This window comes from Sulfuricaulis sp. (assembly GCF_024653915.1).
Lineage (GTDB): Bacteria > Pseudomonadota > Gammaproteobacteria > Acidiferrobacterales > Sulfurifustaceae > Sulfuricaulis.
The window spans coordinates 1-24,261 of record NZ_JANLGY010000008.1 but is presented as its reverse complement, the minus strand read 5'-3'; the positions used below and the strand labels follow the sequence as shown (position 1 = coordinate 24,261).

The 24,261-nt window shown below is 56.9% G+C and carries 21 protein-coding genes, 4 tRNA genes and 1 other RNA gene; 20 read left to right on the top strand and 6 right to left on the bottom strand.

Features of this window, described 5'->3' with window-relative positions; translation table 11 throughout:
- Position 1: 1 nt before the first annotated feature.
- Positions 2–1,213, bottom strand: a complete 1,212-nt coding sequence (locus NUV55_RS04585) for an efflux RND transporter periplasmic adaptor subunit (protein WP_296670791.1) — start codon at positions 1,211–1,213, stop codon at positions 2–4.
- Positions 1,214–1,418: 205 nt separating this feature from the next.
- Here NUV55_RS04585 and NUV55_RS04580 point away from each other — a divergent pair, with 205 nt between their 5' ends.
- The 4 genes from NUV55_RS04580 to NUV55_RS04570 all read left to right on the top strand — a co-directional run bounded on the left by NUV55_RS04580 (position 1,419) and on the right by NUV55_RS04570 (position 4,687).
- On the top strand, positions 1,419–2,075 hold the full coding sequence (locus NUV55_RS04580) for a TetR family transcriptional regulator (protein ID WP_296670789.1): 657 nt from the start codon (positions 1,419–1,421) through the stop codon (positions 2,073–2,075).
- A gap of 8 nt (positions 2,076–2,083) precedes the next feature.
- The gene (locus tag NUV55_RS13780; RefSeq protein ID WP_367280350.1) at positions 2,084–2,380 is read left to right on the top strand and encodes a tyrosine-type recombinase/integrase; all 297 of its coding nucleotides are present in this window, start codon (positions 2,084–2,086) and stop codon (positions 2,378–2,380) included.
- A gap of 321 nt (positions 2,381–2,701) precedes the next feature.
- Positions 2,702–3,580 carry a hypothetical protein gene (locus NUV55_RS04575; protein WP_296670787.1) on the top strand — a complete coding sequence of 293 codons (879 nt, stop codon included), beginning with the start codon at positions 2,702–2,704 and terminating at the stop codon, positions 3,578–3,580.
- A 372-nt stretch (positions 3,581–3,952) separates the two neighbouring features.
- Complete coding sequence (locus tag NUV55_RS04570; RefSeq protein WP_296670786.1) at positions 3,953–4,687, top strand: PEP-CTERM sorting domain-containing protein; 735 nt, start codon at positions 3,953–3,955, stop codon at positions 4,685–4,687.
- A gap of 216 nt (positions 4,688–4,903) precedes the next feature.
- On the opposite strand, the gene NUV55_RS04565 is transcribed toward NUV55_RS04570, so the two are convergent.
- Positions 4,904–4,978 (bottom strand) — tRNA-Val (locus tag NUV55_RS04565).
- 114 nt (positions 4,979–5,092) lie between these two features.
- Here NUV55_RS04565 and gltX point away from each other — a divergent pair.
- The 4 genes from gltX to NUV55_RS04545 all read left to right on the top strand — a co-directional run bounded on the left by gltX (position 5,093) and on the right by NUV55_RS04545 (position 8,729).
- Complete coding sequence (gene gltX, locus NUV55_RS04560) at positions 5,093–6,508, top strand: glutamate--tRNA ligase (protein WP_296670784.1); 1,416 nt, start codon at positions 5,093–5,095, stop codon at positions 6,506–6,508.
- A 40-nt stretch (positions 6,509–6,548) separates the two neighbouring features.
- Positions 6,549–6,624 (top strand) — tRNA-Ala (locus NUV55_RS04555).
- 54 nt (positions 6,625–6,678) lie between these two features.
- Positions 6,679–6,754: transfer RNA gene (locus NUV55_RS04550), tRNA-Glu, on the top strand.
- 100 nt (positions 6,755–6,854) lie between these two features.
- Positions 6,855–8,729: an EAL domain-containing protein gene (locus tag NUV55_RS04545; RefSeq protein ID WP_296670782.1), complete on the top strand. Its 1,875-nt coding sequence runs from the start codon at positions 6,855–6,857 to the stop codon at positions 8,727–8,729.
- 28 nt (positions 8,730–8,757) lie between these two features.
- Here the strand turns inward: NUV55_RS04545 and NUV55_RS04540 are convergent, their stop codons facing one another.
- From NUV55_RS04540 to NUV55_RS04525, 4 genes are read right to left on the bottom strand one after another with little or no spacing between them, the layout of a single operon-like run.
- Entirely contained in the window at positions 8,758–10,017 is a 1,260-nt protein-coding gene (locus tag NUV55_RS04540) for a TRAP transporter large permease (RefSeq protein WP_296670781.1), read from the bottom strand.
- The gene (locus NUV55_RS04535) at positions 10,014–10,526 is read right to left on the bottom strand and encodes a TRAP transporter small permease (RefSeq protein ID WP_296670779.1); all 513 of its coding nucleotides are present in this window, start codon (positions 10,524–10,526) and stop codon (positions 10,014–10,016) included. The genes NUV55_RS04540 and NUV55_RS04535 overlap by 4 nt, the downstream gene beginning before the upstream one ends.
- Positions 10,523–11,530 (bottom strand): TRAP transporter substrate-binding protein DctP, encoded by a 1,008-nt coding sequence (dctP, locus tag NUV55_RS04530; RefSeq protein WP_296670777.1) that lies wholly within the window; start codon positions 11,528–11,530, stop codon positions 10,523–10,525. The genes NUV55_RS04535 and dctP overlap by 4 nt, the downstream gene beginning before the upstream one ends.
- Complete coding sequence (locus tag NUV55_RS04525; RefSeq protein WP_296670775.1) at positions 11,527–12,375, bottom strand: TRAP transporter TatT component family protein; 849 nt, start codon at positions 12,373–12,375, stop codon at positions 11,527–11,529. The genes dctP and NUV55_RS04525 overlap by 4 nt, the downstream gene beginning before the upstream one ends.
- Positions 12,376–12,539: 164 nt before the next feature.
- Here NUV55_RS04525 and NUV55_RS04520 point away from each other — a divergent pair, with 164 nt between their 5' ends.
- The 12 genes from NUV55_RS04520 (at position 12,540) to NUV55_RS04465 (ending at position 24,261) form a co-directional block, all read left to right on the top strand.
- On the top strand, positions 12,540–14,492 hold the full coding sequence (locus tag NUV55_RS04520) for an ATP-dependent DNA helicase (protein ID WP_296670774.1): 1,953 nt from the start codon (positions 12,540–12,542) through the stop codon (positions 14,490–14,492).
- Positions 14,493–14,508: 16 nt separating this feature from the next.
- Positions 14,509–14,982, top strand: a complete 474-nt coding sequence (locus tag NUV55_RS04515; protein ID WP_296670772.1) for a phosphatidylglycerophosphatase A — start codon at positions 14,509–14,511, stop codon at positions 14,980–14,982.
- Positions 14,983–15,058: 76 nt separating this feature from the next.
- Complete coding sequence (locus NUV55_RS04510) at positions 15,059–16,282, top strand: APC family permease (RefSeq protein WP_296670770.1); 1,224 nt, start codon at positions 15,059–15,061, stop codon at positions 16,280–16,282.
- A 4-nt stretch (positions 16,283–16,286) separates the two neighbouring features.
- Positions 16,287–17,075 carry a sulfite exporter TauE/SafE family protein gene (locus NUV55_RS04505; protein WP_296670769.1) on the top strand — a complete coding sequence of 263 codons (789 nt, stop codon included), beginning with the start codon at positions 16,287–16,289 and terminating at the stop codon, positions 17,073–17,075.
- Positions 17,076–17,217: 142 nt separating this feature from the next.
- Positions 17,218–17,293, top strand: a non-coding RNA gene (locus tag NUV55_RS04500) — sX9 sRNA.
- A gap of 91 nt (positions 17,294–17,384) precedes the next feature.
- Positions 17,385–17,864 carry a CinA family protein gene (locus NUV55_RS04495; protein WP_296670767.1) on the top strand — a complete coding sequence of 160 codons (480 nt, stop codon included), beginning with the start codon at positions 17,385–17,387 and terminating at the stop codon, positions 17,862–17,864.
- Between the two features lie 174 nt (positions 17,865–18,038).
- On the top strand, positions 18,039–19,088 hold the full coding sequence (gene recA / locus NUV55_RS04490) for a recombinase RecA (RefSeq protein WP_296670765.1): 1,050 nt from the start codon (positions 18,039–18,041) through the stop codon (positions 19,086–19,088).
- Between the two features lie 47 nt (positions 19,089–19,135).
- Positions 19,136–19,555 carry a regulatory protein RecX gene (locus NUV55_RS04485; RefSeq protein WP_296670764.1) on the top strand — a complete coding sequence of 140 codons (420 nt, stop codon included), beginning with the start codon at positions 19,136–19,138 and terminating at the stop codon, positions 19,553–19,555.
- 12 nt (positions 19,556–19,567) lie between these two features.
- Positions 19,568–22,168, top strand: a complete 2,601-nt coding sequence (gene alaS / locus NUV55_RS04480) for an alanine--tRNA ligase (protein ID WP_296670762.1) — start codon at positions 19,568–19,570, stop codon at positions 22,166–22,168.
- 167 nt (positions 22,169–22,335) lie between these two features.
- Positions 22,336–23,556, top strand: a complete 1,221-nt coding sequence (locus tag NUV55_RS04475) for an aspartate kinase (RefSeq protein ID WP_296670761.1) — start codon at positions 22,336–22,338, stop codon at positions 23,554–23,556.
- A gap of 327 nt (positions 23,557–23,883) precedes the next feature.
- The gene (gene csrA / locus NUV55_RS04470; RefSeq protein ID WP_296670759.1) at positions 23,884–24,105 is read left to right on the top strand and encodes a carbon storage regulator CsrA; all 222 of its coding nucleotides are present in this window, start codon (positions 23,884–23,886) and stop codon (positions 24,103–24,105) included.
- Between the two features lie 65 nt (positions 24,106–24,170).
- A tRNA-Ser gene (locus tag NUV55_RS04465) sits at positions 24,171–24,261 on the top strand.

Below are 24,261 nucleotides of genomic sequence, written 5' to 3'. Positions count from 1 at the left end.
GTTATTTTGTCGCTGGTTTGGAGGCGGGCGGCTTGTCACCCGGCTTGCCGGGAGGTGCTTTGGCTGAATTCGGATCCGCTATGCGCACGGGGGCACCGGGTCCGATTTTCATGACACCGTCTACAATTACCTTGTCGCCAGCATTGACTCCGGCCGTGATGATCCAGTCGTCGTCTTGCCAGTCGCCCAATTGCACCGGCCGCGCTTCAGCCTTGTTTTCGGCGTTCACGATATAGACGAACTTGCCTTGCGGTCCTTCCAGCACTGCGCGTTGCGGCACCAGGATGGCATTGGGACGTTGCGCACCGCCCAGAATCACGCGCACGAAAGTCCCGGGCCGCAATAATCCATTGGGGTTTGGCAGTTCGGCGCGGGCCTCGCTGGTGCCGGTGGTTCCTGACACGCGCACGCCGGTGAAATTCATTTTTCCGGACTTGGGATACAAGCCGCCCTCGGCAAGTTTGACGTTCACATCGAAATTCCCGTCTTTCGGCAGGATCAGGCGCCCGGCCTCGGATTCACGATGGAGCTTAAGGCGTTCCTCGTCGGAAATGCCGAACAGCACATACATTGGATCGATCTGGGTCACTGTTGTGAGCAGCACGTCGGGACCGGTAACGTAATTGCCCTCGGAGCGCAGTCCTCTGCCGGCGATACCGGAGATCGGCGATTCGACTTGCGTGTACTCCAGGTTAAGCCGTGCCTCGGTGACACGCGCCCGAGCCGCCTTGACGTCGGCCGCGGCAATGGCTTCATTCGAAACGGCGTCGTCGTATTCTTTTTGACTGATTGCCTTCGCCTTGAAGAGCGGCTTCAGGCGTAACACTTCGCGGTGCGACTGCTGGAAGCGCGCCTGGACGGCGCCAAGATCGGCCTCGGAGCGCTTGAACGCGGCGTTGTATAAAGCCGGGTCGATGGTGAACAGCGATTGTCCTTGGGTGACGGTGCCACCTTCAGAATAATTGCGTTTTAGCAGAATGCCGGTTACGCGTGCCCGTACTTCGACTTCGCGCGAGCCGGCGGTCTGGCCGGTGTATTCAAAAGTGGCTGGAATATTTTTCGGCTCGATTGTCACCACCGATACTTCGGGCGGCGGCATACCGTTGGGTGGTTGCGAGCCGGCGCGTTCGCAGCCGGAAAGCAGCAGCGCCACCAGCGCGAAGACAAACCATCCAGAGACACTGACGCGCGGTATCGAGTTTTGGATTTTCATTGTTTGTTGTCTCTCGGTTCATCCGGTTCGCGTGCGACCCGGTTTGATGCGGTGGCCGATTTCATTGATGACATCCCATCGCAGGCCATGTATTATATACATTCATGAATGTATGTAAACAGCCTCCCTTGGCTATCCGAGTGTTTAATCCGTTTGACTTGCGCGAGCACGGACTGCGTTCCGTGGTACCGGAGATATCTTAGAGATGGCACGACGAACCAAGGAAGAAGCGCAGGAGACCCGCCACCGCATCCTCGATACTGCCGAGCGTGTCTTTCTCAAGAAGGGGGTGGCGCGTACTTCGCTTGCCGACGTGGCCGATGCGGCCGGCGTTACCCGTGGGGCCATCTACTGGCACTTCAAGAACAAGGCTGACCTGTTCGAGGCCATGATGGATCGCGTGTCGCTGCCCATGGAGGCCATGGTGGCGCGCGCGGGCGACAAGGATATCGCGGACCCGCTGGCTTACGTGCGCCGCTGCGCGCTGGCTGTGCTCGAGCGCATTACTTCTGACCCGCAATCCCGGCGTGTGGCGGAAATTTCACGCTACAAGGTCGAATATGCGGACGAAATGGAGCCGCTGCGGGCGCGTCACATCGAGTGTCGTACCGAGTGTCTGGGAAATATCGAGCGCGGCCTGCGCAACGCAGCGAAAAAGGGCCTGCTCGCCAAGTCGGTCAACCCGCGGCTCGCGGCGGTGGGGCTGCATGCACTGGTGGATGGCCTGATCACGAACTGGGTGCTGGACACGAAATACCTGCCGCTCGCCAAGAATGCAGAACCGCTGATTGACGGTTATCTCAATGGACTCAAGACAGGTGGAGCAAACAAACCGCGAAAGCGGAGAAAAATTCGCACTTAAAGGTAAATATAGCCGACTATCCCGAATGTTCTTGGGCCTGTCATTACCGCGGGAGAAGACTGCAAAAAGTTCCGAAACGGATGTGGCGCGTGACCTGTGAAAAGGTAGGAATGGCGGGTAAGTTATTTCATGATCTGCGACGGACGGCGGTACGGAACATGGTGCGAGCAGGTATTTCGGAGCGGGTGGCGATGGAGATATCTGGGCACCGCACCCGAGCGGTATTTGACCGTTACGATATCGTTAATGAAGCGGATCTCTCAAACGTAGTGATTCGCCTCCAGAAAGTGCCCGCCTTTATTTAAATGACTATTGGGCTCTGTTAGCTTCCCCGAACAGCAGGAAGACCCACTGCAGACCTTCGAGCCTAATTGGGAAGCAGCACCCCACCTGCTAATTGCTGCAGTACCAGCCTCAAACCCACACACGACCCTTGCTGGGTTTGGCGGATCGTTTAATACTGTATGAATTGTGGGCAACATTGCTTAAGTGCTTGTTGGAAACGCGTATCGCCACATGGTCCCGCTAAGTTAGATGTCACTTGGCTAGGTTATACGTCAGAATGTGACATCTAAATTACGTCGGGCCAACATGGAGCGTTCACAGATATGCTGAGTAGAGCGATTATGGCGACAAGGGATTTAATTAGAGATACAGCTGAGGCTCAGAGGCTGGCGCTATTTTTCGATCATATTCTCATCTGGCCTCTTGATCGCCATAATTTAAAATTTACTGCTGCGGACAAAGAAGAATATCAAAGCCTTGCAGCCGAAATAGATTATCTGTCCAAGAAAGAAGTCGTTGTACGAGTGGGCACAGATGGCCCCCGATTTATTGAACTCAAACCAGCTGCAGATGGGAACTCATGGAACCCATTCGCAGCATTGTGGCCTGAAAATTGTGATCTTGTATTACCATTTCAAATACTTGAAGGCTTACATAACCCTAATGAATTAGACGATGAGGAAACCGCTAACACCATTATTCGCAATTTGTCAGGGCGACTTAGATATAAGGATGCACCTGTAACAGCTCATGTTAAAACACGCCATCTGCCTACAAGTGAAGGACCTCCATCCACTTTAGAAGTGTGCCTAAAAAAAGTTCCATTACCGCCTGAGAACATGCCTTGGGAGGATTTTCTTCAGTTTAGAAATGATGAGGAAAATGTCCAAAGACTGCTAGCTCTACGTCATTGGATTCAGAAACAAGCAAGCTCATCTGAGCCTGCTTCATTAATACAAGAGGAGCTTGAGTCACTTTTGCATGATTATCAGAAATACATGGATTTACAACATAAAAAACATGGTGAAGGTATCATTTCCACAGTTATGGTTGCTTCTTCTGAAGCTCTCGCCCATCTTTTGGACCTTAAAATTGGCAGCGCTTTAAAAGCAATTTTTGATCTTCGTGCGCATAGCATTGCGCTTACAGAGGCAGAAATGACGGCCCCTGGGAGAGAGGTTTCATATATTGTGAAGGCCCGTGAATTCATTGGTAAATGATAGGCCTAACAACTCGCTTAATCAGACCAGCACAAACCGCGCCTCCGGTTCACTCAAGCGTTAAATGACCGCTTCTGGTCGTTTTCAAACTATTAGCATGATGCATTTGCAGCGGAACTAAGGTCAGTTAAATTAATCAATTCGTTCAGTTCCTGAAAAATCCCAACGATCGATAGGGTCAGACTCGACCCAAACCAGACGTTCACATTTGACGGAAACCGTGGGGCGTACTCCATATTCGGGCGCTGATCCTAGGTGCTTGACAGGTATGGGGGGTAGGTGGAGAGTGCGCACTAAGCGGTCAGCAAAGCAAGCTATGCAGTTATAAAAATGGGCATGACCAGGAACCGCTAACAACAAAACCAAAATTGATTGCTAGGAGAGAGTTCCATGAAATTCCATCATCGTTGGGCAGCCACGGCCCTGTTCGTCATTGCGTCTGGTGTATCAGCGCTTACCCATGCCGCGTCCGTGAGCGGACAAGGCACTTGGGAGACTACGCTGCAAGGGCGTGATCTCGATGGCAACCTGTCAACCTTCGAGGCGTACTACGACACCGTGTTGGATATTACTTGGCTGGCGAATGCCGGCTACGCCGGTACGAGCAGGAACTGGTTGACGGCTAATGCCTGGGCGATGGGCCTGAATCCCTATGGCAGCAATATTACCGGCTGGCGCCTGCCGACCACCATCGATGTGGGCAACGACGGCGCCACCATCGGCGTGGACGCTGGCTATAACATGACGACCCACAGCGAGATGTCCCATATGTTCTACGTGACCTTGGGCAACAAGGCCGTCTGCACCACCTCGGGCACCTGCTTTCCAGACGGCTGGGGCCTGACCAACACGGGGCCGTTCTACGCCCTCGTGCCCGACTCCTATTGGTCGGCCACGGAGTTCGCGCCAAGTACCAACGCCGCGTGGATGTTCAATTACTACAATGGTAATCAAGGCGCTATCGTTAAAACCAATGGCTACCAAGCGTGGGCCGTTCATGCGGGCGATGTCGGCGCCGCGTCAACGGTTCCGGTGCCCGCCGCCATGTGGCTGTTCGGCTCGGGACTGCTTGGCTTGATTGGCTTTGCTCGTCGCAAAACAACTTAAGCAAGAAATTCATTGGTCACCGGAAAGCCCCGCATAGGCGGGGCTTTTTTAATTTGTGACACTCAATGAATGTCCGGTTATGGCCGGTTTAAGCCATTCGTTCTAGCCGAAATATTTTCATTAATTCGGGCATGACAGGACTTATGCCAACGATCACAATTTCGATCACAGCGCTGTAGTGACGGGCAGATTGCGGTCGCTAAGTGTTTGAAAATATGGTGGGCGATGTAGGGTTCGAACCTACGACCCCTGCCGTGTGAAGGCAGTGCTCTACCGCTGAGCTAATCGCCCCGTTGGGGAAAACGAGCGCGCAAGTTTAAGCCGGTGGGGAATGAGCGTCAATTCAGCTGAAATCGACGCCGATTTTCATTAACATAGGCTTTCTCTCCCAATCATATATATCCCGTGACCATCCGCACACGATTTGCCCCCAGTCCGACCGGCTATCTGCACGTGGGCGGCGCGCGCACGGCGTTGTTTTCCTGGCTGTATGCGCGCAAGCACGGTGGCACGTTCATCTTGCGCATTGAGGATACCGATCTGGAGCGCTCCACTGCCGAATCGGTGGACGCCATTTTGCAGGGCATGACCTGGCTCGGGCTGGAATACGACGAGGGGCCGTTTTTCCAGACCCAGCGTTTCCCGCGCTACAAGGAAGTCATCCAGCAGATGCTCAAGGAAGGGCAGGCCTATCAGTGCTATTGCTCGAAGGAGCGCCTGGAGCAGCTGCGCGCCGAACAGATGGCGCGCAAGGAAAAGCCGCGTTATGACGGAAAATGCCGCCACGGAGTTTCCAACCCGCTGGCAGGAGTGTCACCCGTCGTGCGCTTCAAGAATCCGCTCGATGGGCCTGTGGTGGTCGAGGATCTGGTTCGTGGGCGCGTGATATTCCAGAACGGTGAGTTGGATGACCTGATCATCGCGCGCGGCGACGGCTCACCAACCTACAATTTTACTGTAGTGGTGGACGACATGGACATGAAAATCACCCATGTCATTCGCGGCGACGATCACCTGAACAACACCCCGCGCCAGATGAATATGCTGAAGGCGCTCAATTACGCGCCACCGATCTACGCGCATGTGCCCATGATCCTCGGCCCGGATGGTGCTCGGCTATCCAAGCGCCACGGCGCCGTGAGCGTCATGCAATACCGTGATGATGGTTATTTGCCCGAAGCGCTGCTCAACTACCTGGCGCGCCTCGGCTGGTCGCATGGTGATCAGGAAGTGTTTTCCATCGACGAGATGATCAAGCTGTTCGATGTTACCAAGGTCCACAGTTCGGCCGCCGCCTTCAATCCAGAAAAACTGCTGTGGCTGAACCAGCACTATATAAAGAATGGTGATCCCAAACATGTAGCGCACCACCTGAGCCATCATCTGGGAAAGCTGGGTGTAGACCCGGCCACCGGACCGGATCTGGTGGAGGTTGTGAAGGCGCAACGCGAGCGTGCCAAAACATTGCTGGAAATGGCACAGAACAGCGCATTTTTCTATCGGGATTTTGACGCTTACGATCCCAAAGATGCCGCCACGCATTTAAAGCCGGAGGCTCAAAAGTCGCTGATCGAATTGCGTGCGCGCCTGGCGGCGTTGCCGGTGTGGGATGCCCCGTCAATTCATAATGCCGTCACCGGCGTGGCCGAGGCGGAAGGACTTAAGCTTGGCAAGATCGCGCAACCCGTGCGCGTGGCCGTCGCCGGTCGCGCTGTTTCACCGCCAATCGATGTGACGCTGGCACTTCTTGGACGCGACAAAACGCTCGCGCGGCTCGATTCCGCGCTGGAACATATAAGGAAACAAACGGTTACGGCTTGACCCATCGCCGCATGGGCATGTAAAGTACCGCGCCTTGCAAGGGGCTATAGCTCAGCTGGGAGAGCGCATGCATGGCATGCATGAGGTCGCCGGTTCGATCCCGGCTAGCTCCACCAATTTCGATGAAAGGGTTGCTCAGGAACAACCCGTTTCTTTCAGTCGTCAGTTTTGTCCCCATCGTCTAGAGGCCTAGGACACTGCCCTTTCACGGCGGCGACAGGGGTTCGAATCCCCTTGGGGACGCCAATGCAAACAAAAAGGCCCCGCCTATGAGCGGGGCCTTTTTGTTTATGCCGCATTGATGTTGACGATCCGCCTGGGGCAGGTGGTAACTATACTTGTCCACATGAGTGATGCGTCTTTCTTCTGGGGCTTGCTGGTTGTTTGTTCGACAGCCGCCGTCATCGGCATCTTGGCGGTCATGTTTACTTCGCGCCGGTACACAAAAGCCGACAAGGCTTTGCGGTTGCGTAACCGTGCCGTTGAATCAAGTGTCAATGCGGTGCTGATCGCGAGTTTCAACGATCCCCACAGGCCGATTGAATACATCAATCCTGCCTTCGAGCGTATAACGGGGTACGCCTCCGCCGAAGCAATCGGGCAAGGTATTGAATTCCTGGTTGGCAGCGAGACGGATCAGGCCGCCCTGGCAGATATTCGTACAGCCATCGCGGAGCAGCGCGTAGGTCATGCCATTCTCCAATGTCGTCGAAAGGACGGCAGTCTGTTCTGGAATGACATGCATATCGCTCCTGTTAGCGACGAAAGAGGGAAGATCACGCATTTCGTTGCGGTATTGAATGACATCACCGAAACCCGGAACTACCAGCAACAGCTGGAACGTCAGGCCAATTTTGACCTTCTCACTGAGTTACCTAATCAGAATCTGTTGCAAGATCGTCTGCAACAGGCAGTGGCGCTGGCCCGGCGGCAGAAACAGATCGTGGCGTTGGCATTTCTCGATCTCGACAATTTCCAGTTCGTCAATGACAGCTTGGGTCACAAGACGGGCGACGAAGTCCTGAAGCTGGTGGCGCAACGTATCAGGACATGCATCCGGACAACGGACACCGCGGCGCGGTTGGCCAGTGATAAATTTGTACTGCTATTGTCTGGTATTGCCAACGAGGAGAACATCCCGAAAGTGCTGCAACGTATTGTGGAGGCCATCTCATCACGGCCGCAGGTCACGGACACCCTGCAGAAGGTTTTAAGCACCGTTTCGCAACCCATCGTGATGAACAACCGCGAGCTTGATATCACTTGCAGCATTGGCGTAAGTCTTTTTCCGCACGATGGGCAGGAACCCGACGTGCTGCTCAAAAACGCCGAGGCCGCCATGCGCCGCGCCAAGGAACTCGGACGCAATAATTTCCAGTTCTATACGAAGGAGCTGAATGTACGGTTAAGCGATCGGCTGGCGCTCCAGACGCTGTTGCGTCGTGCGTTGGAACGCGATGAATTCCTGCTGCACTACCAACCCAAGATTGACGTCCGTCGCGGGCAGGTATCGGGGGCGGAGGCGCTGTTGCGCTGGAACAGCCCGGATCGCGGTATGGTGCCGCCCATCGAGTTCATCGCCACTCTGGAAGATTCCGGATTGATCATCGATGTCGGCCGCTGGATCATTGAAAAGGCCGTAGCGCAGCATGCCCTCTGGCGTGAGAAAGATCCGCAAGCGCCACGCATCGCCGTCAATATTTCTCAAATACAGCTAGTGCAGAAGAATTTCATCCCGATGATTCAGGAAATCGTGGAAAGACACGGTTATAAAAATTGCGGACTCGATATCGAGATCACCGAGAGCCTGATCATGAAGAATGTCGAGGAAAACGTCATGAAGCTCAAAATGATCCAGGCAATGGGCGTGGGTGTTTCCATCGACGATTTTGGCACCGGTTATTCCTCCTTCAGCCATCTTGCCACTCTGCCTGTCGATGCACTGAAGATCGATCGGTCATTTGTCATTAACATGGTCGATGATCCGGATCATCGAACCATTGTTTCCACCATTATTTCCCTGGCGCATCTACTCAAGCACAAGGTTATCGCCGAAGGAGTCGATGCCGAGGAACAGGTCAGGCTATTGCAGGAGATGGGCTGCGATGAAATTCAGGGTTTTATTTTCAGCCGGCCGATGCCCGCTGAGGAATTTGAAGCCTGGCGCAAAAAGTTTGTTTTGGCGTCAGGCGTGATTCAGCGTTTCGGAATCGGGGAGTAGCGGTGAAAAGAACCCCTGACTTCGAGGATTATTTCCACCAAAGCGAGAGTTGCGGCAGGTAGGTCACCAAGGCCAGCCAGATCAGCATAATAAAGAGGAAGGGCAGGGCGGCGCGAAACAGGTTCAGCATGGGCTCCCGAAAGCGCTGACTGGCGAGGAAAAGATTTATTCCGACTGGCGGGGTCAGATAACCTATCTCGAGATTGGCCAGGAAAATAATTCCCAAGTGCACCGGATCGACGCCGAAGCGCTGTGCCAGCGGCAGAATCAGCGGCACGATAACCATGGTGGCGGAAAAAATGTCCATGATGCAGCCGATGATCAAAAGGAAACCGTTTAACAGCAACAAGAATTGCCACTGACTCGTAATGTCTTGTTCGAGCAGCGACAGGATCATCATCGGTAACTGGGCGTCAATCATGAGATTGGTCAGTCCGAGCGCAATGCCGAGAATAATCAGCAGGCTGCCCACCAGCACGCAGGTTTCGCGGAACACCTCGTAATACAGGGTCAGCGTGTTCAGTCGCCGGTGAATCACGCCTTCCAGCAACAGGGCATAAGCCGCGGAGCAGGATGCCGCCTCGGTTACGGTCACATACCCGCCGAACAACCCCGCGATGATACCGACGGGCAGAAGGATGTCCCATAATCCGGCGCGTGCCGCCGCGATGAAAGCGGCGAAAGAAAAGGGATGTCGGGGTATGCCAATCCGTCGGGAAGTCACCATGGCGTATAGCGCCAGCATGACAAGCAGGATCGTCCCCGGAATAATTCCTGCGGTGAAGAGCTGTTCGATGCTGACGCCCGCGATGATGCCGTACAACAACACGGCCAGGCTGGGTGGAAACAGCAAGCCGAGCGATCCGGATGAGGTCAACAGGCCGAGCGAGAAACGTTTCGAATAGTTTTCGCCGACCAACATAGGGTAAAGCAGACCGCCGAGCGCCAGAATAGTGACGCCGGAAGCGCCGGAGAAGGCGGTGAAGAAGGCGCAGGACAACAGCGCCACAATCGCCAGCCCGCCCTGCATCCAGCCGAAGCCCGTGTTGAACAGCTGCACCAGTCGTTGCGCAGCGCCTCCGCGCGCGAGCGTCACGCCAGCCAGAGTGAACAGTGGAATGGCAATGAGATTGGGCGAGGACGAGAGCCTCAGCATTTCTATCAGCAGGACGGCCGGATCGAGGCCGGCCGCATAGGTGGCGATCAAGCTGCCGGCGCCCAGGACCACGAACAACGGCACACCGAGCGCGGCGATCAACACCAGGAAGACAATGATTGCGATTGTCACGCTGTCCGTTCGCGTGAGCGCGGACCAATCAGGAAGCGCAGCGCGAAATGCAGCGCCAGGAGCAAGAAACTCAGCGGAATGACGATGCTGAGCAGGGCAATCCATTTCTCGCCTGGAGGCACATTCAGCCACTCCTGATACCAGAACCGGACAGCCGCCCAGGCGATCATGGTGCAGACTATGGTGGAGAACAGAAAGATCGGCCGCTCCAGACGACTTCGCCAAATCTCGGGCAACCAAACGGAAATGATTTCAACCTTGATGTGGCGCTCGCGCACGGCCACGACGGCGCCGATGAAGCTTACCCACAGCACCAGATGGCGGATCAGAATGTCGGCGCCGGGAATCGAGGTGTGAAACAGATTTCGCAGGAGAATTTCAATCAGCGACAGGCCCAACATCAGTATCAGGCCGGAAATGGCAAGTGTGCTTTCTATGCGAGTGAAATAGAACTCGAGCTTGGCCTTCCAGGTCCGGTTTCGTGCGTAGTGCTCACCCGGCTCAATCACTTTTTGCTGATCCGCGCGCGGTATTCTTCGAGCTCCTGGCGTGTGCGGGCATACAGTTCGCCCGGGATATAGCCGTCCTTCGCCAGCGCTGCCGCCGCGCGATCACGCAAGTCGTAGAGAACGGCGTCACTGTCTTTCCATTCGTTGGTGAATGTCACGCCATGTTCTTTTAACACCTTGAGACTTTTTTCGTTGTCCTGCCGTGTTTCAACCAACAGACGTTTACCCGCCTCCTCGCCGGTTTGCAGAAGCAGTTTCTGGAGATCCGCTGGTAAACCCTCAAAGAACTTGCGTGTTACCAGAAGTCCGCCAATGCCGTCCATCACCGGCATGTTGGTCATATAAGGTGTCTTGGAAAACCATTGCAGCGCAATGGCGCCCAGAGGCGGTGCGATGGTGGTATCGATCAAGCCGGTGGAGAGGCTGGTAAACACCTCCGTGATCGGCAACGGCACGGGCGAAATGCCGCTCGCCGCGAAGAAGGCCTTGCCCAACGGATCTCCTTGCCACAGCCAGATGCGCCTTTTCCTCATATCTTCGAGGGAATAAATGGGTTCCTGGGAGAAGAGCTGGATAAAGCCGACTTCCATCCAACCGAGCAGCTCGAAGCCGTTCTTGCGGAATCCTTCGCGGATGTCCGGCATCAGTCGCGCACGCACATGATCAACTTCATCGTAGTTGCGGAACAGAAACGGGATTTCCAGCACGCGCACCGGCGAATAGATATATCCGATGCCGTGCCCGGTCATGGCGCCACCCTGCAGTTGGCCGAAGCGGATCTTGCGCAGGACATCGGGTTCATCTCCGGAGACGCCGCCGGGATAGAGCTTGAAGGTGAGACGACCCTTGCTTTCCTTGCCCACCTGATTGGCCCAGTCGGTGATGATGTTCATCCAGGTGGAGCCCTGCGGCGCCAGGGTGGCGAATTTAAGCACGTAGGTTTCGTTCGCGCGCACGGGAGAAATGAAAAGAATCAGTAACAGCAAAGAGCAGAGTTTTTTCAAAACCATTCCTCTTCTTTGGTCAATAGTTGTCTGGCTTTTTGCCGGGCGATGGCGTTGGCCAGTGCCATTTCCGGAAATATATCGGGCGGGGCCTTGACGACAGCCGTCAGCCGTTCATGAAACTGTTGACGGTCGAGTTGTTGACGCGCCAGATACTGCGCCCTTAGCATGTCGACAAACAGCAGTTTCCCCTGGGTGACGGCACGCGCTTTCTCGAAATGTTGCGCGGAGCGGTTGAAATCACCCCCGAACATGGGCGGCTTGGCGCCGTAATAAACACCGAAGAACAGGTGTGCGCCACCGTAATAATAATTTTCATCGAGTTCGAGCACGCGCGTCATCAGTGCCGCGGCCTTGCCCATTTCGGCGATGCGTGCCGGGTCATCGCGGTTCATGTCTATCCATTTGGCCCAGCAGGTGGCTGACCAGAAAAGCGCCGGGACGGCGCCGCGGTCGAGCATGCCGAGCTGGCGCTCGAGCTCCTTCTGAGGCAGCGTGGCAACGTCGGCGGAAAACCCCGCTGACATGAGTGCCCGCAGGGCATGTTCCAAACCGCGGCGATACAGCTCGGAGGCGCGCCGGCTATTCTCATCTTCGATGAAACCGTAGGTGTAACCGTAAAATCCCTGGGCGGCCTGAAGTCGCAGCTCGGCATTGTCCGGGAGCTCCAGGATCAGTCCTTCGATGAGTTTGAGATTGGCTGGAATGGCGGCACGAGCGAGCTCCAGATCGGTCTCGCGGTTCATGGCGATGTTGCCGCTATCCAGAATGGACAGGGAGGAGCGCGCCACCATCTGGCCCATGGAACAGGCATTCAGAACCAGACCACAAAGGACGATCGACATGCCTCTTATTATCAGATGAGGAAGCATGGCAGGACGCGTTGGCGCGAGCGCGGACTGGGGCCTGATTTCGACCAGCATGGTTATGGTGCACCCCGATTATATTGTATGCTTCCACCAGCTTATCGCCGGGGCAGATCAGGCGCAAGAAGCAGACGAGCGATACATTGCCATTGACCAGCAAAGACATTCTGGGTTTTGACGGGCCGCTCGCCGGGCGGCAGGAAGGGTTCACACCGCGTCGCGCGCAACAGGAAATGGCGACCCGCATCGAGCAGGCGCTGGCGGATTATTCTGTTTTCATCGCTGAGTCGGGTACCGGCACCGGCAAAACCTTCGCCTATCTGGTGCCGGCGCTGCTGTCCGGCAAGAAAATCCTGATCTCGACCGGCACGCGCCACCTGCAGGACCAGCTGTATCACCGCGACCTTCCCATAGTGCGCGACGCCCTCGCGATTCCCGTCACGACGGCCCTGCTCAAGGGTCGTTCGAATTACCTCTGTCTCCATCGCCTCGAACGTGAGGAAACGGAGGGCCGTCTCGCCGGCAGGCGCCATCAGTCGAATCTGGCACTGATCCGGGAGTGGAGCGGGAGCACACCGCGCGGGGATGTTGCCGAGATGAGCCGTATCTCCGAGGATTCCGATCTGTGGCCGCTCGTTACTTCCACCACCGATAATTGTCTGGGCGGCGAATGCACACATTACGACGATTGCTTCGTCAACCGCGCACGCCGCGAGGCGCTGGCCGCCGATGTGGTCGTCGTGAATCACCATCTCTTCTTTGCCGATCTGGCCTTGCGCGATGAAGGATTCGGGCAATTATTGCCCGGCGTGGAGGCGGTCATCTTCGATGAGGCACACCAGCTGCCGGAAGTGGCGTCGAATTTTCTTGGTATTTCGCTCAGCGGCCATCAGCTTGTCAGCCTGTGTCGCGACGCCATTGCCGAGGATTTAAATGAGCATAGTGGCGTTGCCGGTTTGTTGCCAGCCACGCAGTCGCTCGAAAAGGCAGCCGCCGATTTTCGTCTTGCGTTTGGCGTGGAGCCGCGCCGCGATGCCTGGGAAAAGCTGGAGAATACCAAGGCAGTTCATGCGGCGCTGACGGAATTGAAATCACGGTTAACGGATCTTTCCGCCGTGCTCGATATCGCCGCTGGAAAGGGCCAAGGGCTGGCCAACTGCGCGCGCCGGGCCTCGGATCTGTTGGACCGGCTGATGATGATCAGTGAGAGTCCGCCGTCTGAGTACGTTGCCTGGTTCGAAACCACGGTGCGTAGCTTTACACTGTATCTAACCCCGCTCGATATCGCGGCTTCATTCCGCGAGCACACAGGCAATGGAAAGAAAGCCTGGATATTCACCTCTGCCACCCTCGCAATCAAAAAAAGTTTCACACACTTTCAGGCACGTCTGGGGCTGGAGGAAGCCGAAACGGGATTGTGGGACAGCCCCTTCGATTATGCGCAACAGACTCTTTTATACATTCCGCCCGGTTTGCCTGCGCCGTCGGCGCCGGATTACACGGATCGTGTGATCGAGGCGTCGTTACCCGTGCTAAAGGCCAGCCGCGGTCGTGCGTTTATCCTGTTCACCAGTCACCGTGCCCTCAAGGCGGCTACTGCACGGCTGCGTGACAAACTGGAATATCCCCTGCTGGTTCAGGGTGACGCTCCCCGTTCGGAGTTGCTCCGGCGTTTCCGCGACATGGGCAATGCCGTGCTGCTTGGCACCAGCAGTTTCTGGGAAGGTGTGGACGTGCGCGGTGAGGCGTTGTCCTGCGTCATTATCGACAAGCTTCCCTTTGCTTCGCCGGACGATCCGGTGCTGCAGGCGCGCGCGGCGGCGATGGAGCAGACCGGACGCAGCCCTTTCGCCGAATACCAGTTGCCGGAAGCCGTCATTACGCTGAAGCAGGGCGTGGGCAGGCTGATACGCGATGAAAGCGATCACGGCGTGCTGATGTTGTGCGACCCGCGCTTGTTGAGCAAAGGTTATGGCAAGGTCTTTCTCGCCAGTCTGCCGCCCATGCCGTTGAGCCAGAAGCTGCAAGATGTCGAAGCATTCTTCTTGCGTGACAATCTCGTTCGCCAGGATCTGCGCGAGGCTTCGCCCGCGTGAGGCGGTGCGTTTGCATATGACAGCGCTGCGAAAGTTTGCACGGTTTCTCGCCTTTGGCTTCGGCGCCGGCAATGCACCCATGGCACCGGGCACTTTTGGCACACTGGTGGGAATCCCCATTTATCTGTTGCTGCAACCCCTGTCAGCATTGACCTACGCCGTTGTCGTATTTCTGCTGTTCGGCCTGGGCATTTGGATTTGTCACGTGACGGAAAAAGATTTGGGCGTGCACGATCATCCCGGCATCGTGTGGGATGAAATCGTCGGATACCTGATTACCATGTTCATGGCTCCGAACGGATGGATGTGGATCGTGACGGGATTTATCCTGTTCCGGCTGTTCGATATCTGGAAACCGTTTCCCATCCGCCAGATCGAGCGCCGGATTCAGGGCGGATTGGGCAACATGCTCGATGATGCCCTCGCCGGTTTCTATTCCCTGGCCGTGATACAGGCGGCTGTGTATTGGATGAATGTCCAGGGCGCCTGATTTTTTTGTGCATCATTTATAGGGTGCGTTATGCTGCCATTACAGTCGCTGAGCAAATAAAAAATCTGAAAATCACATGACGCCACCTACCGAACTCAAGCGCTCGTTATCTTTGACGCAAATCACGCTGTACGGATTGGGCACCATCCTCGGCGCCGGCATTTATGTGCTGATCGGTAAAGTCGCCGGTCTCGCCGGTCTTTACGCGCCGTTGTCGTTCGTGATTGCGGCAGTGCTCGCGGCGTTGACGGGATTGTCTTACGCCGAGTTATCGGCACGCTATCCGAAAAACGCGGGCGAGGCAGTCTATGTGCAGAAGGGTTTTCGCCTGCGCAGGCTTTCAATGCTGGTAGGCTGGTTGATCATTCTCACCGGTGTGGTTTCGGCGGCCACGATTGCTAACGGTTTCGTCGGCTACCTGCATGTCTTCGTGGCGATTCCCGACTGGTTTGCCATCACGCTGCTGGTATTGCTGCTGGGGGCGCTGGCGGCATGGGGCATCGCCGAATCCGTGATGGCCGCGTCCCTGATCACGCTGGTGGAAGTGGGCGGTTTGCTGCTGGTGCTGTTCGTGGCTGGCGGCAGCCTGGGCGATCTGCCGGCGCGCCTGCCCGAGCTGATTCCGCCGGCCGATGGTGGCATCTGGCTGGGGATCATGATGGGGGCATTTCTCGCGTTCTATGCCTTCATCGGCTTCGAAGACATGGTCAACGTGGCCGAGGAAGTGAAGGACCCGGCACGAATTCTTCCGTTGGCCATCATCATCGCCATCGTCGTTTCAACCGTTTTGTACTTGCTGGTCTCGCTGGTGGCAGTACTGGCGCTGCCGCCGGCGGAGCTGGCGCAAAGCCGCGCGCCGTTGGCGCTGATCTACGAGCGTGCCACCGGTTCCCCGCCCACGCTCATCAGCTTGATCAGCATCTTCGCCGTGGTGAACGGAGCGCTGATCCAGATCATCATGGTGGCGCGCGTGCTGTACGGCATGAGCCGCGAGGGCTGGCTGCACGGCGCGTTCGGGAAGGTGCATGCCGTCACGCAGACACCGCTGCTGTCCACGGCCGTGGCCACCGCGATCGTACTCGCGCTGGCGTTGTGGCTGCCGCTGGTGACGCTGGCCAAGGTGACCAGCTTTATTATTCTGATAGTGTTTGCGCTGATCAACCTGTCTCTGGTGCTTATCAAGCAGCGTCATCCGAAGCCGGACGTCATTCGTGTTTATCCGGTCTGGATTCCCATCACCGGATTTCTCGCGGCCACCGGATTCGTGTTGTTCCAGATTTATCAGATGACTGGAAAATGAGGAATTGGAAACCCTACTGATTTATCTGCTGGTCGGCGCCTTCGCCGGACTGATTGCCGGATTGCTCGGCGTTGGCGGTGGGCTGATTATCGTCCCGGTATTGGTATTTGTTTTTCAGGGGCAGGGCGTCGATCCAACCGTGATCGTGCATCTAGCGATCGGCACCTCGCTCGCGACCATCGCGATCACCTCGATCTCCTCCATGCGCGCGCACCACCGGCACGGCGCCGTGCAATGGCCGGTGTTTCGCCGGTTGACACCAGGCATCGTGGTCGGGGCGCTGCTGGGCGCGGTGATCGCCGATTTCCTGCCCACGAATGCGATGCGTCTGTGGTTCGGCATTTTCGAGCTGCTGGTGGCGGCGCAGATCGGATTTAATCTTATGGTGGCGCCGCGCGGGCATTTGCCCGGGACTGTGGGCACGAACATCGCCGGTGGTGTGATCGGTGCGATATCGGCGGCATTGGGAATCGGCGGAGGAACCTTGACCACTCCCTTCCTGGTTTGGTGCAACTTTACCCTGCGTCAGGCCGTAGCCACTTCCAGCGCCTGCGGCTTGCCCATCGCCTTGGCCGGCGCGGCCGGTTTTGTCGCTACGGGCTGGAATAAAAGCGGTCTTCCCGAATGGAGCAGCGGTTATCTCTACTGGCCGGCATTCGCCGGCATCGTAATATCCAGCCTGTTGTTTGCCCCGCTCGGCGCAAAGCTCACGCATATCTTGCCAGTTGTCGTGCTGCGCCGTTTCTTCGCCGTGTTCCTGGCGGTACTCGGCGTGCGCATGCTGATCGGCTAGAAGTCATCCCAAAAACTGCTGCGCGTCCGTGATCCGGGATCGGGCGGTGCTCGGCCGCCTTCGGCGGTCCGGCCCGCCGCTGGTAGGCGGCGGGCGCTGCGAGCGGGCGAAGCGGTGCTTCGCCTATTTCGCTCTCGCCCTCATGGATTGCCGTGTCCACTCCGGTTCCTGCGCTCCGTACTCACCCGGCTGACGGCCGCTCGCGACGTTTTTGAGAAGGCTTTTAGTCGCATATCTGCGTTTCAGGTGTTTTGAAAGATCTTCCGGCCACTCTGTCACCTCGGCGGTTACCGCGTTATCCTTGCGCGCATGGAAATCGAAACGCTGGCGCGTGCCGTCAGTCAGGAACTGAAACGTCAGGGCCTCATGCTGGCCACGGCCGAATCATGCACCGGCGGATGGGTGGCGCAGATGATGACCTCGGTGGCGGGCAGTTCTGAATGGTTTGAGCGCGGTTTTGTCGCTTACACCAACCTGTCTAAGCGCGAAATGCTGGGCGTAAAGACCACAATTCTGTCGCGCTACGGCGCGGTCAGCGACCAGACGGCGCGCGCCATGGCCGAGGGGGCGCTGACCCATTCCCACGCGCAGGTCGCGCTTGCCATTACCGGTATTGCCGGCCCCAGCGGCGGCACGCCGGAGAAACCGGTCGGCACCGTCTGTTTCGCCTGGGCCGGCAAGAAACGCGACACCCAGAGCCGCAAGCAGGTCTTTTCCGGCGACCGCGAGAGCGTGCGTAGGCAGGCTGTGACCGCGGCGCTTCAGGGCGTGCTGGATTTTATTCGCTGAGATTGCGTTGTATTTTTATCAACCTTTAACCTGAAAGGTGAGGTTTTTAGGCCTTGGCAGACGCTGTCTGCGTGGGGCTAGGCCATTTCATGGGAATTGTGGAATAATCGTTTTCACATCTAGCTTTTCAAAAATATTGAACACCGTTTCGGCGAATTGCCGCAGGAGAACAGCATGGACACGAACAAGACTAAGGCGTTGAGCATGGCCCTGGGACAGATCGAGAAGCAGTTTGGCAAGGGTTCTGTCATGCGCCTCGGCGACGCCGGGGTGGTACAGCAGGTGGAGGCGGTTTCTTCCGGTTCGTTAGGTTTGGATATCGCGCTTGGCATCGGCGGCTTGCCGCGCGGCCGGGTAACGGAGATTTACGGGCCGGAATCCTCTGGCAAAACCACGTTGTCTCTTTCCGTCATCGCCCAGATCCAGAAACTGGGTGGAGCGGCGGCCTTCATCGATGCCGAACACGCGCTTGACCCGCTGTATGCCAAGAAGCTTGGCGTGAATATTGACGATTTGCTGGTGTCGCAGCCGGATTCCGGGGAGCAGGCGCTGGAAATCGCCGACATGCTGGTGCGTTCGGGTGGCGTGGACATCGTGGTCATCGACTCGGTGGCGGCGCTGACCCCGAAGGCCGAGATCGAGGGCGAGATGGGCGATTCACACATGGGCCTGCAGGCGCGCCTGATGAGCCAGGCGCTGCGCAAGCTGACCGCCAACATCAAGCGCTCCAACACCATGGTGGTGTTCATCAACCAGATCCGCATGAAAATCGGTGTCATGTTCGGTAATCCCGAGACCACCACCGGCGGCAACGCGCTCAAGTTCTACGCCTCGGTGCGCCTCGACATTCGTCGCATCGGCGCCATCAAGAAGGGCGAGGAAGTCATCGGAGCCCAGACGCGCGTGAAGGTGGTCAAGAACAAGGTCGCACCGCCGTTCCGCCAGACCGAGTTCGATATCATTTATAACGAAGGCATTTCGAAGGAAGGCGAGCTCATCGATATTGGCTCCGAAAGCGAAATTGTCGAGAAGACCGGGGCTTGGTACAGCTTTAACAAGGAACGTATCGGCCAGGGCAAGGACAACGCCCGCCAGTTCCTGAAGGACAACCCGGACATCGCCGCCGAAATCGAAAAACGCATCCGTGACAAGATTGTTTTGGCGAACCAGAGCCCAGTGAAGGAAGATGAGGCCGAGGAAGCCACCGTGGAGGAAGAGGCCTGAAATCAGATTCGCCGGAGATCACTCCGGCGCGTGCGCGTCAGATGGCCATGCAGTATCTGGCGCGGCGCGAACACAGTTGCCGTGAGTTACAACATAAATTGTTGAGAAAGGGATGCGACGAAGCGTTGGCCGCGGTGGTCGTCAGCAATCTGGAAAGCGAGCATCTTGTTTCCGATGACCGCTTCATGGAAAGCCTGATTCGGGCACGACGCAACCGGGGTTATGGGCCGCTGCGCATCCAGAAGGAATTACAGGAAAAGGGGGTGGCGCCCGCGGCCATCGAAAACTGGCTCGTTGTCACGAGACAGGAATGGCTCGAAGACATCCGCCGTGTCCAGCGCAAGAAATTCGGCGGCAAAATACCCAAAAGTTATGCGGAACGTGCCCGTCAGGCGCGTTTTCTGCAATATCGCGGCTTCACTTATGATCAAATACAGCAATTACTCAATCCTCGCGGTCAGGATTAGTCTTTACGCGTAATGAAAAGCAGCGAAATCCGGCAACGTTTTCTCGATTTCTTCAAACGGCACGGCCATACGATCGTGCCATCCAGCCCGTTGGTGCCGGCAAACGACGCGACGCTGCTGTTCACCAATGCTGGCATGGTGCAATTCAAGGAAGTCTTCCTTGGACTGGAGAAGCGTCCGTACGCGCGCGCGGTCAGTTCGCAGCGCTGCGTGCGTGCAGGCGGCAAGCACAACGACCTTGAGAACGTCGGGTACACCTCGCGCCACCACACCTTCTTCGAGATGCTCGGCAATTTCAGCTTCGGCGATTACTTCAAGCGCGAAGGCATTCGCTATGCCTGGGAATTCCTGACCCAGGACTTGAAGCTTCCCGCCGAGCGGCTCTGGGTGACGGTATATAAGGATGATCAAGAGGCCGCCGACATCTGGCTGAAGGAAATGAAGGTGGACCCGAAACGTTTCGGCTATCTGGGCGAAAGCTCCAATTTCTGGCAAATGGGCGATACCGGCCCCTGCGGCCCCTGTTCAGAGATCTTCTACGATCACGGTCCCGGCATTCCCGGCGGCCCGCCCGGCTCACCCGATGAAGACGGCGACCGCTACGTAGAGGTCTGGAATCTGGTCTTCATGCAGTACAACCGCGACCAGAGCGGCAAACTCACCCCGCTGCCCAAGCCCTCGGTCGATACCGGCATGGGGCTGGAGCGCATTGCGGCAGTGCAGCAGGGTGTGCACAGCAATTATCAAATTGATCTGTTTCAACACCTGATTCGTGCCGCCGCCGAGATTACCGGCGCTACCGATCGTCAGGGCAATTCATTGAATGTCGTGGCTGATCACATTCGCGCGGCGGCGTTTCTTATTATCGACGGCGTTCTGCCGTCGAACGAGGGTCGCGGTTACGTTCTGCGGCGCATTATCCGCCGTGCCATTCGTCATGGCCACAAAGTCGGTGCGCACGAGACCTTTTTTTACAAGTTGGTCGGACCCTTGTGCCAGCAAATGGGCGATGCCTATCCGGAGCTTAACAAGGAACGCGCGCTCATAGAACGCGTGCTGCAGCAGGAGGAAGACCGTTTCAATGAAACTCTCGAGCAGGGATTGCGCATACTTGAAGACGACATTGCCTCTCTGAAAGGCAATACCATTTCGGGCTCAACCGCTTTCAAGCTTTATGACACCTATGGTTTCCCGGTGGACCTCACGCGTGACGTGGCCCTGGAACGCAATCTGAAAATCGACATGGAAGGCTTCGAGCGTGAAATGGAAGCACAGCGGGCGCGCGCCCGCGCGGCCTCGTCTTTCAAGACGGCCGAGATTGGCGCCGTCACCGTGGATAAGCCGACACAATTTACCGGCTATGCACAGCTGAGCGATGCAGGCAAAGTACTGCAAATCACGCGCGGGTCCGATCTCGCCCAGACGGACAGTTTGCGCGAGGGTGAACAGGGGAATATTGTGCTGGATCGCACACCGTTTTACGCCGAATCCGGCGGCCAAGTAGGCGACCGTGGCGTGCTGCGTGTGGGTGATGCGGTATTTCGTGTCGAAGATACCCAGAAGCACGGACAGGTCCACGTGCACCAGGGGCGAGTCGAGAAAGGCCAATTCCGTGCGGGCGATAAAGTAACGGCCGAAGTCGACGTTACGCTGCGTCGGGCAACTGTGCTTAACCATTCGGCCACTCACCTCATGCACAAGGCGCTGCGTGACGTGCTGGGAGCGCACGTGCAGCAGAAGGGCTCGCGGGTGGACGAGCAGCATACACGTTTTGATTTTTCGCATATCGCGCCCATGACGCCAGATCAGATTATTGAAGTCGAGCGACGTGTCAACGAACAAATTCTGCAAAACATTGACGCGCGGTCACGTGTCATGGACATGGATTCCGCCAAGGCCGAAGGCGCGATGGCATTATTCGGCGAAAAATATGGCAACGAAGTGCGTGTGCTGAATATCGGCGATTCCATCGAGTTGTGCGGTGGCACGCATGTGCGTCGTACCGGGGACATCGGATTGTTTAAGATCGTTTCCGAAGGTGGTGTCGCCTCCGGTGTACGGCGTATCGAGGCTGTCACCGGGCTCGGCGTGCTGAAATATCTTTACGAGCGAGAGAACAAGTTGTGCGAAGCCGCCGAATTGTTGCGCGCCACTCCTGAGGAGGTCCCGCGCAAGGTCGAACAACTTACCCAGCGCCTCAAGGGGCTTGAGAAGGAGCTGGATCAACTGCGTGGCAAGCTTGCCGCCGGCGGTTCCAAGGATTTGGCCGCGGAGGCCAAAGAAGTCAAAGGCATCAAGGTGCTCGCCACGCGGCTGGACGGGATGGACACCAAGGGTTTGCGCGATGCTATGGACCGCCTCAAGGATAAACTGGCGCCGGCGGCTATTGTGCTGGCGGCTGTCGCGGATAATAAGGTCACGCTCATTGCCGGGGTGACCAAGGATCTCGCGGGGCGACTGCACGCCGGTGAACTGGTCAACCAGGTTGCGTTGGGCGTGGGCGGCAAGGGCGGCGGCCGGCCGGATATGGCGCAGGCGGGTGGAACCAACCCCGATGGTCTCGAGAAGGCACTCAACGATGTGCCGGCGTGGGTCGAGCAAAATCTCAAGTAGTTCCAGTGCTTTCACGCTGCTCTCGGCCTGTTTACTCCCGTCATAAAAGCGGGTTTAATTTGCGCCCCAATCATTCATGACGCGCCGCAGGCGCACTTGCCCCCCTCTCCCCTTGCGGGAGAGGGCAAGGGGAGAGGGGTAACCAGCAGCAAGCGAAACCGGTATCCATGGCATTGATTGTACAGAAATACGGCGGCACTTCTGTCGGCAGTCCCGAGCGTATCAACGCTGTGGCCGAGAAGGTCGCGCGCATGCGCCAGAACGGGGACGATCTCGTCGTTGTGGTTTCTGCCATGAGTGGCGAGACCGACCGGTTGTTGAAGCTTGCCAAATCCATTAACACCGATCTGCCGCCGCGCGAGCTCGACGTACTGCTTGCAACCGGCGAGCAGGCCACCATTGCCTTGCTCGCCATGGCACTGGAGAAAATCGGTTGCCCGGCGCGTTCCTATACCGGCCACCAGGTGCATATCCGCACCGACAATGTCTACGGCAAGGCGCGTATTCTCGACATCGACGAGTCACGCGTCCGCGAGGACTTGAAGAAAGGCCGTGTCGTGGTCGTGGCCGGTTTCCAGGGCGTGGACGAAGAGGGCAATATCACCACGCTGGGACGTGGCGGTTCGGACACCACGGGCGTGGCCATGGCCGCCGCGCTCAAGGCCGACGAATGCCAGATTTACACCGATGTGGATGGCGTCTATACGACCGACCCACGCATTGTCCCCGAGGCACGGCGACTGGATCGCATCACCTTCGAGGAGATGCTCGAGTTGGCGAGCCTCGGCTCCAAGGTGTTGCAAATCCGCTCGGTCGAATTCGCCGGCAAGTACAAGGTCCCATTGCGCGTGCTTTCCTCCTTCGTGGAAGGGCCGGGCACGCTCATTACCTATGAGGAAAACAACATGGAAGCACCCGCCATTTCAGGCATTGCGTTCAATCGTGACGAAGCCAAGCTCACCGTACGTGGTGTACCGGACAAGCCTGGCATTGCCGCCCGTATCCTGAATGAAATTGGCAAGGCCAATATCAATGTCGACATGATCGTGCAGAATGTCGGCGCGGATGGCACCACCGACTTCACCTTCACGGTCCATCGTGGCGATTACAAGCAGGCTATGGAAATTTTGAAGCGGGTTGCCCAGGAGCTGAAGGCGCGCGAGGTGAGCGGCGACGACAAGATCGTGAAAATTTCCGTGGTCGGTGTTGGCATGCGCTCACACGCCGGTATTGCCAGTCAGATGTTCAAGACCCTGGCGGACGAAGGCATCAACATCCAGATGATTTCGACCTCGGAGATCAAGATTTCCGTGGTGGTCGATGAAAAGTACCTGGAATTGGGGGTCCGTGCCCTGCACGGTACCTTTGGTCTCGAAAAAAGCATTTAATCCGCAGTTTAATACCCCTCCAAAGCTGGCACAGAAGCTGCATAGGTATAGGCAGGTAGGCGAATATAGCGGGATTAACAGGATTTTCCTGTGATATCCGCGAGTTAGCAATCCGCCGGGTGATCAGTAAGGCGCCAAGCGGGTTGCGCGAGACGCTGAAAATGCCGTAGCGCCTGCCGCCATGGGAAAGTTTGCCAAAAATTTGTCATAAAGATGTTCGGCAACACTTGTTGAGGAGTCGGTCAAGCCCAGGGGTGGGTGACCGGGCAAAGGGAAAAGGGAAAGGAACGTTATGGATTTAGGTAATACTGAAAGGAGTGTAGAGCAATGCTGATACTTACTCGACGCATTGGCGAATCCCTCAACATCGGCGACGATGTTCAGGTCACCGTGCTAGGCATCAAAGGCAATCAGGTCCGGATCGGTGTAAATGCACCCAAGGAGATCCCCGTTCATCGCGAGGAAATCTACGAGCGCATCAAAAAAGAGAAAGAATCGGGCGAGTTGCATCCCATGCCCGGCATGGCTCAGGGCGGCAGCAAGGGCTGAATTTACCGGTTTTAGCTTTACGTCCCCGGGGTGCGCAGGTATCCTTGCAGGCATCTTGCTTGCAAGGAGAGATGGCCGAGTGGCCGAAGGCGCGCCCCTGCTAAGGGCGTATGGGACAAAATCCCATCGAGGGTTCGAATCCCTCTCTCTCCGCCA